This window comes from Xanthobacter dioxanivorans (genome assembly GCF_016807805.1).
In the GTDB taxonomy this organism is placed as follows: Bacteria; Pseudomonadota; Alphaproteobacteria; order Rhizobiales; family Xanthobacteraceae; genus Xanthobacter; species Xanthobacter dioxanivorans.
Genome location: NZ_CP063362.1, coordinates 2,832,501 through 2,847,956, shown reverse-complemented (window position 1 = coordinate 2,847,956; position 15,456 = coordinate 2,832,501). Strand labels below are relative to the sequence as shown.

At 68.5% G+C, this 15,456-nt stretch carries 15 protein-coding genes; 10 read left to right on the top strand and 5 right to left on the bottom strand.

Translation table 11 applies throughout. The features are described 5' to 3' along the window. The first annotated feature begins 67 nt into the window (after positions 1-67). From EZH22_RS13395 to EZH22_RS13380, 4 genes are all read left to right on the top strand, one after another. Positions 68-877, top strand: a complete 810-nt coding sequence (locus EZH22_RS13395) for an ABC transporter permease (RefSeq protein WP_203196074.1) — start codon at positions 68-70, stop codon at positions 875-877. A 14-nt stretch (positions 878-891) separates the two neighbouring features. Then, positions 892-1,713 carry an ABC transporter ATP-binding protein gene (locus tag EZH22_RS13390; RefSeq protein ID WP_203196073.1) on the top strand — a complete coding sequence of 274 codons (822 nt, stop codon included), beginning with the start codon at positions 892-894 and terminating at the stop codon, positions 1,711-1,713. A 69-nt stretch (positions 1,714-1,782) separates the two neighbouring features. Further along, complete coding sequence (locus EZH22_RS13385; protein ID WP_203196072.1) at positions 1,783-2,133, top strand: cupin domain-containing protein; 351 nt, start codon at positions 1,783-1,785, stop codon at positions 2,131-2,133. Then, entirely contained in the window at positions 2,133-3,296 is a 1,164-nt protein-coding gene (locus tag EZH22_RS13380; protein WP_203196071.1) for a dihydrodipicolinate synthase family protein, read from the top strand. The genes EZH22_RS13385 and EZH22_RS13380 overlap by 1 nt, the downstream gene beginning before the upstream one ends. Positions 3,297-3,339: 43 nt before the next feature. Here the strand turns inward: EZH22_RS13380 and EZH22_RS13375 are convergent, their stop codons facing one another. Continuing rightward, entirely contained in the window at positions 3,340-4,113 is a 774-nt protein-coding gene (locus EZH22_RS13375; RefSeq protein ID WP_203196070.1) for a ferredoxin--NADP reductase, read from the bottom strand. 185 nt (positions 4,114-4,298) lie between these two features. Here EZH22_RS13375 and EZH22_RS13370 point away from each other — a divergent pair, with 185 nt between their 5' ends. From EZH22_RS13370 to EZH22_RS13350, 5 genes are all read left to right on the top strand, one after another. After that, the gene (locus EZH22_RS13370) at positions 4,299-5,903 is read left to right on the top strand and encodes an acyl CoA:acetate/3-ketoacid CoA transferase (protein WP_203196069.1); all 1,605 of its coding nucleotides are present in this window, start codon (positions 4,299-4,301) and stop codon (positions 5,901-5,903) included. Between the two features lie 32 nt (positions 5,904-5,935). Beyond that, the gene (locus EZH22_RS13365) at positions 5,936-6,625 is read left to right on the top strand and encodes a TetR family transcriptional regulator (protein ID WP_203196068.1); all 690 of its coding nucleotides are present in this window, start codon (positions 5,936-5,938) and stop codon (positions 6,623-6,625) included. Between the two features lie 192 nt (positions 6,626-6,817). Further along, entirely contained in the window at positions 6,818-8,290 is a 1,473-nt protein-coding gene (locus EZH22_RS13360) for an oxidoreductase (RefSeq protein ID WP_203196067.1), read from the top strand. A 33-nt stretch (positions 8,291-8,323) separates the two neighbouring features. Continuing rightward, the gene (locus tag EZH22_RS13355; RefSeq protein WP_203196066.1) at positions 8,324-9,217 is read left to right on the top strand and encodes an NAD(P)-dependent oxidoreductase; all 894 of its coding nucleotides are present in this window, start codon (positions 8,324-8,326) and stop codon (positions 9,215-9,217) included. Positions 9,218-9,229: 12 nt separating this feature from the next. Next, on the top strand, positions 9,230-10,009 hold the full coding sequence (locus tag EZH22_RS13350) for an enoyl-CoA hydratase/isomerase family protein (protein ID WP_203196065.1): 780 nt from the start codon (positions 9,230-9,232) through the stop codon (positions 10,007-10,009). Positions 10,010-10,012: 3 nt separating this feature from the next. Here EZH22_RS13350 and EZH22_RS13345 read toward each other — a convergent pair whose 3' ends face one another. From EZH22_RS13345 to EZH22_RS13330, 4 genes are all read right to left on the bottom strand, one after another. Continuing rightward, positions 10,013-10,789 carry a 2-keto-4-pentenoate hydratase gene (locus tag EZH22_RS13345; RefSeq protein WP_203196064.1) on the bottom strand — a complete coding sequence of 259 codons (777 nt, stop codon included), beginning with the start codon at positions 10,787-10,789 and terminating at the stop codon, positions 10,013-10,015. Next, on the bottom strand, positions 10,786-11,118 hold the full coding sequence (fdxA, locus tag EZH22_RS13340; RefSeq protein WP_203196063.1) for a ferredoxin FdxA: 333 nt from the start codon (positions 11,116-11,118) through the stop codon (positions 10,786-10,788). The genes EZH22_RS13345 and fdxA overlap by 4 nt, the downstream gene beginning before the upstream one ends. 42 nt (positions 11,119-11,160) lie before the next feature. Continuing rightward, positions 11,161-11,967, bottom strand: a complete 807-nt coding sequence (locus EZH22_RS13335; RefSeq protein WP_203196062.1) for a shikimate dehydrogenase family protein — start codon at positions 11,965-11,967, stop codon at positions 11,161-11,163. A gap of 127 nt (positions 11,968-12,094) precedes the next feature. Next, the gene (locus EZH22_RS13330) at positions 12,095-13,087 is read right to left on the bottom strand and encodes an ABC transporter substrate-binding protein (RefSeq protein WP_203196061.1); all 993 of its coding nucleotides are present in this window, start codon (positions 13,085-13,087) and stop codon (positions 12,095-12,097) included. Positions 13,088-13,440: 353 nt separating this feature from the next. On the opposite strand from EZH22_RS13330, the gene EZH22_RS13325 reads away from it, so the two are divergent. Continuing rightward, a complete protein-coding gene (locus tag EZH22_RS13325; RefSeq protein ID WP_203196060.1) occupies positions 13,441-15,063 on the top strand; it encodes an ABC-F family ATP-binding cassette domain-containing protein in 1,623 nt (540 codons plus the stop codon). The last annotated feature ends 393 nt before the right edge of the window (positions 15,064-15,456 follow it).

Here is a 15,456-nt window from a genome sequence, read left to right as displayed (position 1 = left end):
GGCTTCTATTAACTATCAAGTTAATAAAGGTGCGGATACCGCACCGGAAGCTCCAGGGAGGAGCGCCATGGCGCACGCCAAGCGACGCCGGTCGATCGGGGGCTTCCTTCAGAAGGCCTGGGTCCGTCCGGCCCTTTTGATGATTGTCCTCGTGATCCTGTGGGACCTCGCCATCAAGGTCTTCCAGATTCCCGCCTACCAGGTGCCCTCGCCGATCGACGTGGCGGTGACGCTCTACAAGGAGTGGCCGCTCCTGCTCCGGGAGGCGGTGCCCACCACCACCGCGACCCTCGCCGGCTTCCTGCTCTCGGCCGCCTTCGGCATCCCCGTCGCCATGCTGATCGCCTCTTCCAAGACGGTGGAAAGCTACGTCTATCCGCTGCTGGTCTTCTCCCAGTCCATCCCGAAGGTGGCGATCGCGCCGCTGTTCGTGGTGTGGTTCGGCTTCGGCATCTTTCCGAAGGTGATCGCCGCCTTCCTCCTCGGCTTCTTCCCGGTGGTGGTCTCGGCGGTGCAGGGCTTCAAGTCTGTGGACCCGGACCTCATGGACCTCGCACGGTCCATGGAGGCGAAGAAGTTCCAGACCTTCCGCATGGTGTCGCTGCCCTTCGCCACGCCGGCCATCTTCGCCGGGCTGAAGGTGTCGGTGACGCTCGCGGTAGTGGGCGCCGTGGTGGGCGAGTTCGTCGGCTCCAACTCGGGCATCGGCTTCCTGCTGCAGCGGTCCATCGGCAATTTCGAGCTGCCCATGATGTTCGCCGCGCTGGTAGTGCTGGCCCTCATCGGCATGATCCTGTTCTGGCTCGTCGACGTGGTCGAGCGCTTCGCGATCCCCTGGCATGCCAGCCAGCGGCACGATTTCGTCGTGGCGACGTGAGAAGGAGCAGCGACATGGCCCGCCCGCATCTGCGCCTCGCCAGCGAGGCTCCCGTGCTCCGCAGCGCACGCCCCATCATCGAGATGAAGGGGGTGTCCAAGACCTACCGTACCCGCGACGGGGACGTGCCCTCCCTGAAGCCCATCGACTTCACCATCACGGAAGGCGAGTTCCTGGTGATCGTCGGTCCCTCCGGCTGCGGCAAGTCCACCCTGCTGAAGATGGTGGCCGGGCTGCTGCGGCCCTCCACCGGCGAGATCCGGGTGGAGGGGCGCACCATCGTCAAGCCCCATTCTGACGTGGGCGTGGTGTTCCAGCAGCCGCTGCTCCTGCCCTGGCGTAGCGTGCTGGCCAACGTGATGATGCCGGTGGAGGTGAAGGGCCTCGACAAGGCGCATTTCGGCAAGCGCGCCCTCGACCTGCTGGACATGGCGGGCCTTGCCGACTTCGCCCACAAATATCCCTGGCAGCTGTCCGGCGGCATGCAGCAGCGCGCCTCCATCTGCCGGGCGCTGGTGCACGATCCCAAGATCGTGCTCATGGACGAGCCGTTCGGCGCCCTCGACGCCATGACCCGCGAGAAGATGAACGTGGAGCTCCAGCGCATCCAGCGCGCGACGGGCAAGACCGTGCTGTTCATCACCCATTCCATTCCCGAGGCGGTTTTCCTTGCCGACCGGGTGCTGGTGATGAGCGAACGGCCGGGCACCATCGCCGGCGTCTACGAGGTGGACCTCGACCACCCGCGCACGCTGGACGTGATGGCGGACCCGCGCTTCGTCGCGCTCACCCAGAAGATCCGCCAGCACTTCTACGCCCACGGCGGCATCGACTGATGACGGGCCCCCGCCGCGCAGTGCGCGCCCCCGCAACCTCCGGGGGCGCGCGACCGGGCAGGAGGCCCGATGATGTCGTCGCCCAACTACATGATCGCCCGCCTGGAGGAGATCCCGGCCGTCGCCTGCCCCTGCGGCTTCGCGCGGCGCGCCTTCGGCACCTCCGACAATGCCCTCGCCACCGTGCACCTCACCGACATCACGGAGGATGCGCGGGTGCACTACCACAAGGCGATGACCGAGATTTACGTGATCCTCGATGGCGAGGGCGAGATGGAGCTCGACGGCGAACGCATCCCGGTCGCGCCCCTGACCTCCATCTTCATCAAGCCGGGATGCCGCCACCGCGCCATCGGGCGCATGCGCATCCTGAACATCCCGATCCCCGCCTTCGATCCTCACGACGAATGGTTCGACTGATGCCCGCGCTCCAGCTTCCCACCGCCTCCGGCCGTCTCGAAACCTACCGTCCGGGCGCGGCTTCCCCCTTCCCCCGCACGCAGGCCGGGCCGTTCAACCGCATCGCGTTCGGCGCGGCCCATGTGGTGGCCGACCCGCTGCGCGCCGAGAACCCGTGGATCGACACCGCGGTGGACTGGGACCGCACCATCGCCTTCCGCGAGCATCTGTGGGACCTCGGCCTCTCGGTCGCCGAGGCCATGGACACCGCCCAGCGCGGCATGGGCCTCGACTGGCCGACCTCGCTGGAGCTGATCCGCCGCTCGGTGGTGGCGGCGAAGGCGCGGGGCGCCGGCGTCTATTCCGGCGCCGGCACCGACCAGCTCGCCGCGGAGGCCGCGCGCAGCCTCGACGACGTGATCCGCGCCTATGAGGAGCAGGTGGAGGCGGTGGAGGCGGTCGGCGGCCGCATCATCCTCATGGCCTCGCGGGCGCTGGCCCGGATGGCGCGCGGACCGGAGGACTACGGCCGGGTCTACGACCGCATCCTGCGCCAGGTGAGGGAGCCGGTGATCATCCACTGGCTCGGCGACATGTTCGACCCCGCGCTCGCCGGCTACTGGGGCACGCGCGACCTCGGCGCCGCCCTCGACACGGCGCTCGACGTCATCAACCGCAATGCCGCCCGGGTGGACGGGGTGAAGGTCTCCCTGCTCGACAAGGATTTCGAGATCGCCATGCGCCGCCGCCTCGCCCCGGGGGTGCGCATGTATACGGGCGACGACTTCAACTATGCGGAGCTGATTGCCGGCGACGAGCAGGGTTATTCCCACGCTTTGCTCGGCATCTTCGACGCCATCGCGCCGGCCGCCTCCGCGGCGCTGACGGCGCTGGCGGCGGGGGAGGAGGACACCTTCCACCGCATCCTCGCGCCGACGGTGCCCCTGTCGCGCCACATCTTCCAGGCGCCCACCCGCTTCTACAAGACCGGCATCGTCTTCATGGCCTATCTCAACGGCCACCAGGACCATTTCACCATGGTCGGCGGACAGGAGAGCGCGCGCTCGACCCTGCATCTGGCCGAACTGTTCCGGCTGGCCGACAAGGCCGGCCTTTTGGCCGATCCGGACCTCGCCACCGCCCGGGCGCGTCCGGTGTTCGCCGCGCACGGCATCGCCGCATGAGACGGCCCCGCCTCTCCCTCCGACAGAGAGAGGGCCGGCTTGCCTATTTCTCCACGAACGCCTTCTCGATGACGTAGTGCCCCGGCTCGGACATGCTGCCTTCGGTGAAGCCGCGTGCATCCAGCCCGGTGCGGATGTCCGCGATCATGGCCGGGCTGCCGCACAGCATCACCCGGTCATGGGCCGTCTCCAGCGGCGGCAGGCCGATGTCGGCGAACAGCTTTCCGGTTTCGATGAGATCGGTGACGCGGCCGGTGTGGCGGAAGGGCTCGCGGGTCACGGTCGGATAGTAGATCAGCCCGTCGCGCACCGCAGGGCCGAGGAACTCGTCCTGCGGCAGCTCGCGTGTGATGAGGGTCTCGTAGGCGAGTTCCGCCACCCGGCGGCAGCCGTGCACCAGCACCACCTTCTCGAACCGCTCATAGGTGTCGGGATCGCGGATGATGCTCATGAACGGCGCCAGCCCCGTCCCCGTGCCGAGCAGATAGAGATGGCGGCCGGGCAGGAGGTTGTCGTGGATCAGCGTGCCGGTGGGCTTGCGCCCGACAAGGATCCTGTCGCCCACCTTCAGATGCTGGAGCCGCGAGGTGAGCGGGCCGTCCGGGACCTTGATGGAGAAGAATTCCAGCCCCTCGTCATAGTTCGGGCTGACCATGGAATAGGCGCGCAGCAGCGGGCGGCCGTCCACCTCCAGCCCGATCATTGTGAACTGGCCGTTGATGAACCTGAGACTCTGGCTGCGGGTGGTCCGGAAGCTGAACAGCGTGTCGGTCCAGTGGTGGACACAGAGGACTTCTTCACGGTCGAAATTGCTCATGGGGCGTTCCGGTGCTTTGGGTCGATACCGCGCACGGGCGCACCGCGGCGCCGGCCGGAGATTTGACGGGTGGACGGCCTCCACATTATAACTAACTAGTGAGTTAAACAAGCGGCGATGCCGCGCCTCCCGGCGAAGGGGCGTGCGGCCCGGGCATATGGCCCGACGAATGGGAGGAACGAGCGATGGCTGTTCGCGTGGTGAGCGCCGAGGACGCGGCGCGGCTGGTCAAGTCCGGCGACACCCTCCTCATCGGCGGCTCGGGCGGCGGCCATGCGGTGCCGGACACGCTCATCGCCGCCGTCGCGGAGCGCTTCCTGAAGGAGGGCGCGCCGCGCGACATCACCACCGTCCATCCGGTGGGCCTCGGCGACCGCAAGAGCCGGGGCGTCGGCCACCTCGCCCATGACGGCCTCCTGAAGCGGGTGGTGTGCGGCACGCTGGTGGATTCCCCGCCGGTGGAGAAGATGGCGCTGGAGAACCGCATCGAGGCCTACACCCTGCCCCAGGGCGCGCTCTCCCAGCTTACCCGCGAGATGGCCTCCGGCCGCCCCGGCCTTGTCACCCATGTGGGCCTCAACACCTTCGTGGACCCGCGCCTCGGCGGCGGGCGCCAGAGCGCGCGGGCCACCGAGGACCTGGTGGAGGTGGTGGAGCTCGCCGGCCGCGAATGGCTCTTCTACAAGCCGTTCGTGCCGGACGTCGCGTTCCTGCGCGGCACGACCGCCGACGAGGACGGCAACGTGACCATGGAGCAGGAGGCCATCTTCGGCGAGATGATATCCATGGCCCAGGCGACGCGCCGGGCCGGCGGCATCGTCATCGTGCAGGTGAAGCGCCTGGCTCGGCGCGGCACGCTCAACCCCAAGCAGGTGAAGATCCCCGGCATCCTGGTGGACCTCGTGGTTGTGGACCCCGCCCAGACCCAGACCTACGCCTCCGACTACAACCCGGCCTATGCGGGCGAGCTGAAGATTCCGCTCTCCGCCATCGCCCCCCTGCCCTTCGACCCGCGCAAGGTGATCGCGCGGCGGGCAGCGCTGGAGCTCTATGCGGGGGCGGTGTGCAACCTGGGCTCGGGGATCTCCACCGGCATCGCCACGGTGGCGGCGGAAGAGGGCTGCCTCGACGCCATCACCCTCACCAACGAGCAAGGCCTCATCGGCGGCGCGCCGGCCTCGGGCAACGAGGTGGGCGCGAGCCGCAACTACCACGCCATGATCGACCAGCCCTACCAGTTCGACTTCTACGACGGCGGCGGGCTGGACGTGGCCTTCCTCTCCTTCGCCGAGGTGAACGCGGAGGGCAGCGTCAACGTCTCGCGCTTCTCCGACCGCATCATCGGCCCCGGCGGCTTCATCAACATCTCCCAGAACGCCAAGACGGTGGTGTTCTCGGGCACCTTCACCTCGGGCGGCCTCGACATGGCGTGGCCGGACGGGCGCACCGTGATCAGCCGTGAAGGCAGGGACAGGAAGTTCGTTTCCGCCCTTCAGCAGCTCACCTATAGCGGGCTCTACGCGCAGAAGGTGGGGCAGGAGGCGCTCTACGTCACCGAGCGCGCCGTCTTCCGCCGCAACGCGACGGGACGGCTGGAGCTGATCGAGATCGCGCCCGGCATCGACCTCGAACGCGACGTTCTGGGGCAGATGGCGTTTACACCCGACATCGCGGCGGACCTGAAGCTGATGGACGCCGCCCTGTTCCGGCCCGGCCCGATCGGGCTTGAACGGCGGCTGCATCTGTCGCAACGTCCCGAACGTATCGCTTGGCCCCGACTCAGCGCCTGAACGCTTGGGGCGGGGCGCCGTCCGGAAAGTTGATGACCGTGCCCTCCGCCAGTTCCACCAAGGGGTCCCGCACGAAGCCCCGCGCCACCCCGGCGAAGGAGGTGGCGACGCGGGATGCCGACAAGACCCGGCTCAAGATCCTCGAAGCGGCGGAGGTGGAGTTCGCCCGCAAGGGCCTCGCCGGGGCGCGCGTGGATCTGGTGGCCGAGGAGGCGGGCGCCAACAAGCGGATGATCTATTACTATTTCGGCAGCAAGGAGGACCTCTACGTGGCGGTCCTCGAACGCGCCTATACGGACATGCGCGTGGCCGAGGCCCGGCTGGATCTCGAATCGCTGCCACCGGTGGAGGCCATCACCCGGCTCGTCGAGTTCAAGTTCGACTATCCGGCAACACACCCCCATATCATCACGCTGCTCAACGGCGAGAACATGCTGGGCGGCGAATACCTGCGCCGTTCGACGCGGCTCAGGGAGATGCAGATCTCGCTCATCGAGCGCCTGAAGACCCTTCTCGCCCGTGGCGAGAAAGAAGGTACGGTGCGTCCGGGCATCGATCCCATGCACCTCTACATGACCATTTCCGCGGTGAGCTATTTCTACTTCTCCAACAATCCGACCTTCTCCACCGCCTTCGGCCGGGACCTGTCCACACCCGAGGAACGCGCGGTGCGGCGCCGGCATGTGGTGGACGTGGTGACCCACTACATCAAGGCATCCTGACCGCCCTGTCCCCGGCGGGCGGCCTCGTTTCCGCTCCGCCCGCTTCGGCAGACGCCACGCGCACGTCGCCAGGGCCGGAGTTGTCGCTTCCATCGCATCGTCGACGCGGCCCCGGCGCATTGACAGCATTCTCGACGTGACTTAACTAACTAGTTACATCACGGTTGGGACGACGCTGCCGAGGAGCCGCCGATGAAGTATGGGGATTTCCCTAAGGTCACCTCGTTTGGCGGCGTCGCCGGCTTCCGCGCCCATCTCGCCGAGCTTGGCATCGACATGCCCTGCGACGACATCGTCGCCGGCGGCGTGGAATCCCCCCTCGCCGCGCCGCTGGTGGTGGACGGGATGACCATCGGCAACCGCTTTGCCATCCATCCCATGGAGGGATGGGACGGCACCCGCGACGGTGCTCCGACGGAGAACACCAAAAGGCGCTGGCAGCGCTTCGGGCTCAGCGGCGCCAAGCTCATCTATGGCGGCGAGGCGGTGGCGGTGCGCCATGACGGCCGAGCCAATCCGCTCCAGCTGGTGATGAGCGAGGCGACGCAGGCCGCCATCGCCGACCTGCGCGAGACCGTCGTTTCCGCCCACCGGCAGGCGGCCGGCACCGACGACGGGCTGGTCATCGGCCTGCAGCTCACCCATTCGGGACGCTTCTGCAAGCCCAACGATAACCGCCGCTTCGAACCGCGCATCCTCTACCGCCACCCGGTGCTCGATCGGAAGTTCGGCACCGCCGACCAGCCGGTCCTGTCCGACGACGACATCTGGCGGCTCATCGACGACTATGTGGTGGCAGCGAAGCGGGCGCAGGCCTGCGGCTACGACTTCGTCGACCTGAAGCATTGCCATGGCTATCTCGGCCATGAATTCCTCTCCGCCAAGACCCGGCCGGGCCCGTTCGGCGGCTCGCTGGAGAACCGCACCCGCTTCCTGCGCGAGCTCGTGTCCGGCATCCGCGCCGCCTGCCCCGGCCTCAAGCTGGCCACGCGCATCAGCGCCATCGACATGATCGCCTTCCGGCCGGATCCGGCCCGCTCGCTTCCCGGCGCGCTCGGCCCCGGCGTACCCGACGACGACGCCGGCGCACGGCCCTACATCTACGGCTTCGGAACCAAGGCCGACGACCCCACCGCCTACGACCTGTCGGAGACCTTCGCGCTCTTCGAGATCCTGCGCGACCTCGGCATCCGCCTCGTCAACGTCACCCTCGGCAGCCCCTATTACAACCCGCATCTCACCCGCCCCGCGAGCTACCCGCCGTCCGACGGCTACCACCCGCCGGAGGATCCTCTGCTGGGCGTGATGCGGCACCTGGCGGTGGTGCGGGATCTCAAGCAGAGGTTCCCGGACTTCGCCCTGCTCGGCTCCGGCTACACCTACCTGCAGGAATTCCTGCCCCACGTGGCGCAGGCGGTGGTGCGGCTGGGCTGGACGGACCTCGTCGGCCTCGGGCGGATGGTGCTGTCCTATCCCGAACTGCCGCTGGACATGCTGTCCGGCCGGGGGATGCAGAAAAAGAAGATCTGCCGCACCTTCTCCGACTGCACCACCGCGCCGCGCAACGGCATCGTCTCGGGCTGCTATCCGCTCGATGCCGCCTACAAGCAGTCCGACGCGTTCAAGCAGCTCGCCGTGGTCAAGAAGGCGGCCAAGACCGCCTGATCATCCGCCTGATCCGAACCTAAGGGAAAGCGCATGACGGAGGTCTCGCCGGGCAGCGCCGTGGCGTTCCTCGGCACCGGCATCATGGGCGGCCACATGGCCCGCCGCCTCGCTGAGGCGGGCTTTGCCGTCCGCGCCTGGAACCGCAGCCCGGCCAAGGCCGAGCCGCTGGCGCAGCACGGCGCGACCCTGGCCGGGACGGCTGAGGACGCGCTGCGTGGCGCGCGGGTGGCGGTGGTGATGCTGTCCACCGGCGCCGTGGTGGAGGAGGTGCTGTTCTCCGGCCCGTCCCCCGCCGTGGCTGTGCTGGCGCCGGGCGCGACGCTGGTGGTGATGAGCTCCATCCCGGTCGAGGCCTGCCGCGCCCAGGCGGAGATCTGCGCCCATCACGCCATCGCCTATGTGGACGCCCCGGTGTCCGGCGGCGAGGTCGGCGCGCGGGACGGCACGCTCGCCATCATGGCCGGCGGCGATGCGACGGCGGTGGCGGACCTCGCTCCCGTGTTCGCGGCGCTGGGCCGGTCCACCCGCATCGGCCCCGTCGGCACGGGGCAGCTCGCCAAGCTCGCCAACCAGATCATCGTCGGCGCGGCCATGGTCGGCGTGGCGGAGGCGTTCGCCTTCGCCGCCCGGGGCGGCGCCGACCTGTCCTGCCTGCGCACCGCGCTGATGGGCGGCTTCGGCGAATCCCGGGTGCTGAACCTGCACGGCGCCCGCATGGCCACGCGTGACTTCGTGCCCGGCTCACCGGCCCAATACCAGCTCAAGGACCTGCGGACGGCGCAGGCCCTGGCGCAGGAGCTCGGCCTCTCCCTCACGCTGCTCGACACCATGGCGGCCATCTTCACCGACATGATGGCGCACGGCGGCACCGACCGCGACGTCTCCGCCGTGTTCGAGGAAATCGAGCGGCGTTCCGCCCGCTGACAGGAGGCCCGCATGGCCGACGATATGGACGGCGCGATCCGCATCGAGCGCGAGGGCCATGTGGCCCGCATCGTGATCGACCGGCCGCGCAAGCATAACGCCATCACCCCCGCCATGGCCCGCAGCCTCGGGGAGGCCTGCGCCGCCCTCGACGCCGATGCCGCCATCCGGGTGGCGGTCATCACCGGCGGCGGAGCGCGCGCCTTCTCGGCCGGTTCCGACATGAACGCCCTGGGCGAGATCACCGATCTGTGGGCCTTCCGCAGCCGGGTGGAATATGCCGCGGTGGTGCGCGACATGCGCAAGCCGGTCATCGCCGCGTTGCGCGGCTGGGTGCTGGGCGGGGGGCTGGAGATCGCGCTCGGTGCCGATATCCGCATCGCCGGAGCGAGTGCGCGGCTCGGCGCGCCGGAGGTCACGCGCGGCTGGGTCGGCGGCGGCGGGGCCTCGCAGATGCTGCCGCGCCTCGTGGGCTATGGGCAGGCCATGCGCCTGCTGCTTTCCGGCGACACCATCGCGGCCGGACAGGCGCTCAGCATCGGCCTCGTGGAGGACGTCGTGGCGGACGAGGCCCTCGACGCCCACGTGGCGGCGCTGGCGCAGCGCATCGCCGCCTTCAGCCCGGTGGCGACGCAGGCGGTGAAGGCGGCCACGCGCGCCGCCCTCTCCATGCCGCTCGAAGCCGGCATCCGCCACGAAAACGAGCTGCACGTCCTGTGCATGTCCGATCGCGGGCGCCACGAGGGCATCGCCGCTTTCGTCGAGAAGCGGCCGGCCACGTTCGGGGAGTGAAGATCAGCCGATCGCCACCGCGATGGTGCCGAGCGGGCCGAAATCCGCCTGCGCGAGGCCGGGACGCGTGAGGCGCAACGGCATGGTGGCGGTTCCGGTGGTGATCATCTGGCCGGCGCGCAAGGAACCCGCCAAAGGCTGGGCGTTGGCCAGCGCCTGCACCGCCTTCAGCGGATCGCCGAGGATGCGCCTGCCCGAGCCTTCCTCCACCACCGCGCCGTCGAGGCGCAGCACCACCGGGCCGGCCCGGTCGAGCCCGCGCCAGTCGCGGATCGGCACGCCATGCACGAAAGCCCCGTTGCCCATGCTGTCGGCGAGACGCAGCGGCCCCGGCGCGCCTGCTGGAACCCGCCCGTCGGCGATCTCGAAGGCTGCCACCACCGCGTCCACCGCCTGCGCCACGGCGTCGAGATCGTAGGGCGCGGAACGCGGTGGCAGATCGCGGCCGAGCACGAAGGCGAACTCGCATTCCAGCATGGGCGTGAGAAAGCCCGACAAAGGGAGCGTCGCCGGCGAGGCATGGACCGCCGCGGCGAGGAGGGGGCCAGCCACCGGACGGTCGCCACCGTAGGCGCCCTGATCCTCGCGCTTCAGCGCTGTGACCTTCCAGCCGCGCACCGGCCCGCCGGACAGGCGGATGATCTCGGCCTGCACGGCATAGGCCGCGTCCGGATCTTCGGGCAGCGCGTATGCCGGCGCGTCCCAGTCGGCGAACGCGTGGGCGGCGGCCCGTGCCGCCGACAGGCGCGCGGCCAGCGACGCCGTGGCGGCGGGCGTCATCGCTCGGCCGGCGCCGGATTGAACGCCTCCCGCTTGCCTGCCGCGCCGTTCCAGCTGTCCGCATCCTCCGGGGCCGGCAGGCGCCGGGTCAGGTTGGGCCAGACGGCGGAATAGGCGCGGTTGTGCTCCAGCCACTGGGCATGGCCATCCTCGCCTTCCGCGCGAATGGCATCGGCCGGGCATTCCGGCTCGCACACGCCGCAGTCGATGCATTCATCCGGATTGATGACCAGCATGTTTTCCCCCTCGTAGAAGCAGTCGACGGGGCAGACCTCCACACAGTCCGTATATTTGCAGCGAATGCAGTTCTCGGTGACCACATAGGCCATGGGCCTCCTCCTTTCCGCCGCTCGGCGCGGCGCATTCGGGCCTCAGGCGGCGGCCGCGGGGCGGGCGAGGCCGAAATAGGCCATCATCAGGTCGCGCTGTCCGTCCAGCATGTGCCGGCCCTGGTGGATCGGGCAGCCGCGCGCTGAAGCCGCGTGGAGCAGCGCCGTGGTTTCGGGCTTCATCAGCACCTCGGCCACGAGGGTCGGCGGCTCCACCAGGTCCACGTCGAAGGAAAAGCCGTCCCCGGGCTCGAGGCCGAGGGGCGTGGCGTTCACCGCCATGTGGTGGCCGCGCGGATCACGGGTGCCGAGCGCCAGCTCGATGCGGGGATAGGCGGTCTCCACCGCAGCCAGCAGCGCCTCCGCACGCGCACGGGTGCGGTTGTGGATGGTGAGGCGGGCGATGCCGGCGCCGGCGAGGGCGAACGCCAGCGCGCGCGCCGCGCCTCCCGCTCCGGCGATATAGACGCTGCGGCCTGCCGCACCATGGCCGGCTCGCGCCAGCCCGGCGACGAAGCCGTGGCCGTCCAGCATGGTTCCCGTGAACGAGCCGTCCGGCTCGCGCCGCACCGTGTTGACGGCCCCGACGAGTGCCCCGTCGCCCTCCAGCCGGTCCACCAGCCCCGCCACCCGCTCCTTGTGAGGCGCGGTGACGATGAAGCCGTCCAGGTTGGCCATGGCCTTCAGGCCGGCAAATCCCGCCTCCAGCGCCTCGGGGCGGATGTGGATGGGCACGCAGACGGCGCCGATGGAATGCTCGGCAAAATAGGCGTTGAAGACCGCCGGCGTGCGCACGTGATGGATCGGATCACCGATGATGGCAAAGAGGCGGGCATGACCGGCGACCATGACGTTCCCTTACTTAACTATCTAGTTAGATATTACGAAGCGCATCATCGGCCTGTCAATGCGCCCGCGCCACGCCGCTCGCCGCCATGCCCGTCGAAAGAGCATGGCGGCGCGGCGTGAATGCGTCCTACTTCGGCAGGAAATCGTTGGTGTAGAACTTGTCTACCTGGGCGGGATCGACCTCCACGCCACTGTACTTGGACAGGATGTCCAGCGTGCCGGAGACGTCCTTCGGGTCGGTCCAGAGCGCCGGCTTGTTCTGCGTCAGCGCGGTGTGCAGCAGAGGGACGGTCACCGTCCAGCTCGCGAGCAGCGTCTCGCGCTTGCCGGCCTTGGGGTTCACCTTCAGCATGGCGTCCACGGCCGCCTCAGGGTTCTGCTTTGCCTCCTCGACCGACTTCTGCGCCGCGCGCAGGAACCGTTCCACCAGGTCCCGGTTGCTGGCCAGGAGGTCGGGCCGGGTGATGAAGGCGCCGTTGACGGTGTTCACGCCGAAGTCGGCGAACAGCATGGCATGGACCGGCTTGCCGGTGGCCTCCTCAATGAGCGGCTTCTGGTCGTTCACGTTGCCGAGCAGGAAGTCGGCCTGGCCGGAGATCACCGCGTTGCGCTTGGTGGCGGCGTCGCCGGAGATTACCTTCACCTGCTTCTCGTCGATGCCATTCACCTTCAGCAGCGCCGGCCAGAGCTGCGAGAAGCTGTCGCCCGGAGTGGACACCACGGTCTTGCCGATCACGTCCTTGGGGGTGCGGATGTTCTTGTCGGCGAAGCCCTCGGCCGCCATGGGGCTCTTCTGGAGCATGACTCCCACCGCCTTGATGGGCGCGCCCTTCACCGCCGCCTTCACCATGGTGCCGAAGTCGGCGTAGCCGAAGGTGGCGGAGCCGGCCGCCGTGGCTTGCACCGTGACGCCGGAGCCCCGGCCTTCCTGGATTTCCAGGTCGATGCCCTCCTTGGCAAAATGACCCTTGTCGATGCCCAGGTAGAAGGGCGCGTGCTCACCGTAATTGTACCAGTTGAGCAGCAGGATCACCTTGTCCGCCGCCGACGCCACGCCGGCGGTCGCGACGAGCGCTGCCGCGGCGCAGAGCCATGCGCCCACTCTTGCTTTGAGCCTCATGTCTTCCTCCCGTTTGACCCCAGCGCGCCTTTTGCGCGTCTTGTACAGTCCTGGTGCGATCGCGGTTGGCGCCGCGCTTCATCGCCTGAGACCGGGCCTGCGCCCCATGCCGCCGCCCCATCGGAGAAGGGACTGGCGCAGATCGGGATCAGGAGAACCAGCCTCTCATTTATCTAACCATATAGTTATTTCGGCCGACAGCCATGTCAAATCGCAGACTCCGGCGGACCGCCCGCGCCGCGCCGAGACGCAATGCCGCCGCCACCTCGCGCCCCCGCCTCCGGCCCGCCCTTCCCCGGGGCCGCCACATGGCCTATTGGCGCGCCTAGAGCTTCCAAAGAGATCGCGCACGCATGATTCGTCTCGACAACATCGGCAAGCAGAACGGCAAACAGATCGTCTTCATCGAGGCCTCCGCGGCCCTGCTGAAGGGCGAGAAAGTGGGTCTCGTCGGTCCCAATGGCGCGGGCAAGACGACGCTGTTCCGCATGATGACCGGGCAGGAGCCGCCGGACGAGGGGCAAGTCTCCGTCGATCGCGGCATCACCATCGGCTATTTCAGCCAGGACGTGGGCGAGATGAGCGGCCGCAGCGCGCTGGCCGAAGTGATGGACGGCGCCGGCCCGGTGAGCGTCGTCGCCGCCGAGCTGAAAGAGCTGGAAACCGCCCTCGGCGACCCGGACCGCGCCGACGAGATGGATGAACTCGTCGAGCGTTACGGCGAGGTGCAGGCCCGCTTCGAGGAACTGGGCGGCTATGCGCTGGAGGGCCGGGCGGCGGAGGTGCTGGCGGGCCTCGGCTTCAGCCAGGAGATGATGGACGGCGACGTGGGCAAGCTCTCGGGCGGCTGGAAGATGCGCGTGGCGCTGGCCCGCATCCTCCTCATGCGCCCGGATGCGATGCTGCTGGACGAGCCGTCGAACCATCTGGACATCGAGAGCCTCATCTGGCTGGAGGCCTTCCTGAAGGGCTATGACGGCGCGCTGATGATGACCTCGCACGACCGCGCCTTCATGAACCGCATCGTCACCAAGATCGTGGAGATCGACGCCGGCGCGCTCACCACCTATTCGGGCGACTATGACTTCTACGCCCAGCAGCGGGCGCTGAACGAGAAGCAGCAGCAGGCCCAGTTCGAGCGCCAGCAGGCCATGCTGGCCAAGGAAATCCAGTTCATCGAGCGCTTCAAGGCCCGCGCCTCCCATGCCGCGCAGGTGCAGAGCCGGGTGAAGAAACTGGAGAAGATCGACCGGGTGGAGCCGCCCCGGCGCCGCGAGAGCGTCTCGTTCGAATTCCAGCCGGCGCCGCGCTCCGGCGAGGACGTGGCGAGCCTGAAGAACGTGCACAAGAGCTATGGCAGCCGCACCATCTATGAAGGGCTCGACTTCCACGTCCGCCGCCGGGACCGCTGGTGCGTGATGGGCGTCAACGGCGCCGGCAAGTCCACCCTGCTGAAGCTGGTGGCAGGCACCACGCAGCCGGACGCGGGGAGCGTCGCGGTGGGCGGCAGCGTGAAGATGGGCTACTTCGCCCAGCACGCCATGGACCTGCTCGAGGGCGAGCGCACCGTGTTCGAGACCCTGGAGGATGCCTTCCCGCAGGCCGGCCAGGGCTCGCTGCGATCGCTGGCTGGTTGCTTCGGCTTTTCCGGCGACGACGCGGAAAAGAGGTGCCGCGTGCTGTCCGGCGGCGAGAAGGCGCGCCTGGTGATGGCGAAGATGCTCTACGATCCGCCGAACTTCCTGGTGCTGGACGAGCCGACCAACCATCTCGACATGGCCACCAAGGAGATGCTCATCGCATCACTGGCCGAATACGAGGGGACGATGCTGTTCGTCTCGCATGACCGGCACTTTCTCGCAGCCCTCTCCAACCGAGTGCTGGAACTGACGCCCGACGGCATCCACCAGTATCCCGGCGGCTACACGGAGTATGTCGCACGCACCGGGCAGGAAGCGCCGGGCCTCAGGAGCTGAGCCGGAGACGTCGAGCAAGAGCGGGGGCCGCCGGGAGCGTGCCGCCACGGACGCGCTCCCGACTGCGCGCCGAAGATCCCTGCAAAATGCTGGCCAGTCCCTTATAAAATAACGTTTTTCCCACCTCGGGCAGCGCCCGCGCGGCGGCAGTTGTCCGAGTTTTCCACAGCCCCGCCGGCCTCAGCCTTTTCGCAACGCGGGTATTGACAGGTCGAGTCTCGTCCCCCTATAAGCCGCCACACCGAAGCGACGCCGCCCCACGGCGAGATGTCGTTTCTCCAAAGCTCCGCCACAACGAATGGTCAGAAAAGACCGGCAGTTGCCGAGCAGCGAGCTTTGCGCGAAGCCCAAAGGGTGTAAGCCTTGCGGGTGAGCGGCCAAAATCTTCGCCTG

Coding starts and splice junctions, on each gene's coding strand:
- EZH22_RS13335 (WP_203196062.1), bottom strand. CDS start 11,967: ATGGTCGCCGGTCATGCCCGCCTCTTTGCCATCATCGGTGATCCGATC.
- EZH22_RS13330 (WP_203196061.1), bottom strand. CDS start 13,087: ATGAGGCTCAAAGCAAGAGTGGGCGCATGGCTCTGCGCCGCGGCAGCG.
- EZH22_RS13385 (WP_203196072.1), top strand. CDS start 1,783: ATGATGTCGTCGCCCAACTACATGATCGCCCGCCTGGAGGAGATCCCG.
- EZH22_RS13380 (WP_203196071.1), top strand. CDS start 2,133: ATGCCCGCGCTCCAGCTTCCCACCGCCTCCGGCCGTCTCGAAACCTAC.
- EZH22_RS13395 (WP_203196074.1), top strand. CDS start 68: ATGGCGCACGCCAAGCGACGCCGGTCGATCGGGGGCTTCCTTCAGAAG.
- EZH22_RS13345 (WP_203196064.1), bottom strand. CDS start 10,789: ATGACGCCCGCCGCCACGGCGTCGCTGGCCGCGCGCCTGTCGGCGGCA.
- EZH22_RS13375 (WP_203196070.1), bottom strand. CDS start 4,113: ATGAGCAATTTCGACCGTGAAGAAGTCCTCTGTGTCCACCACTGGACC.
- fdxA (WP_203196063.1), bottom strand. CDS start 11,118: ATGGCCTATGTGGTCACCGAGAACTGCATTCGCTGCAAATATACGGAC.
- EZH22_RS13355 (WP_203196066.1), top strand. CDS start 8,324: ATGACGGAGGTCTCGCCGGGCAGCGCCGTGGCGTTCCTCGGCACCGGC.
- EZH22_RS13360 (WP_203196067.1), top strand. CDS start 6,818: ATGAAGTATGGGGATTTCCCTAAGGTCACCTCGTTTGGCGGCGTCGCC.
- EZH22_RS13365 (WP_203196068.1), top strand. CDS start 5,936: ATGACCGTGCCCTCCGCCAGTTCCACCAAGGGGTCCCGCACGAAGCCC.
- EZH22_RS13390 (WP_203196073.1), top strand. CDS start 892: ATGGCCCGCCCGCATCTGCGCCTCGCCAGCGAGGCTCCCGTGCTCCGC.
- EZH22_RS13370 (WP_203196069.1), top strand. CDS start 4,299: ATGGCTGTTCGCGTGGTGAGCGCCGAGGACGCGGCGCGGCTGGTCAAG.
- EZH22_RS13350 (WP_203196065.1), top strand. CDS start 9,230: ATGGCCGACGATATGGACGGCGCGATCCGCATCGAGCGCGAGGGCCAT.
- EZH22_RS13325 (WP_203196060.1), top strand. CDS start 13,441: ATGATTCGTCTCGACAACATCGGCAAGCAGAACGGCAAACAGATCGTC.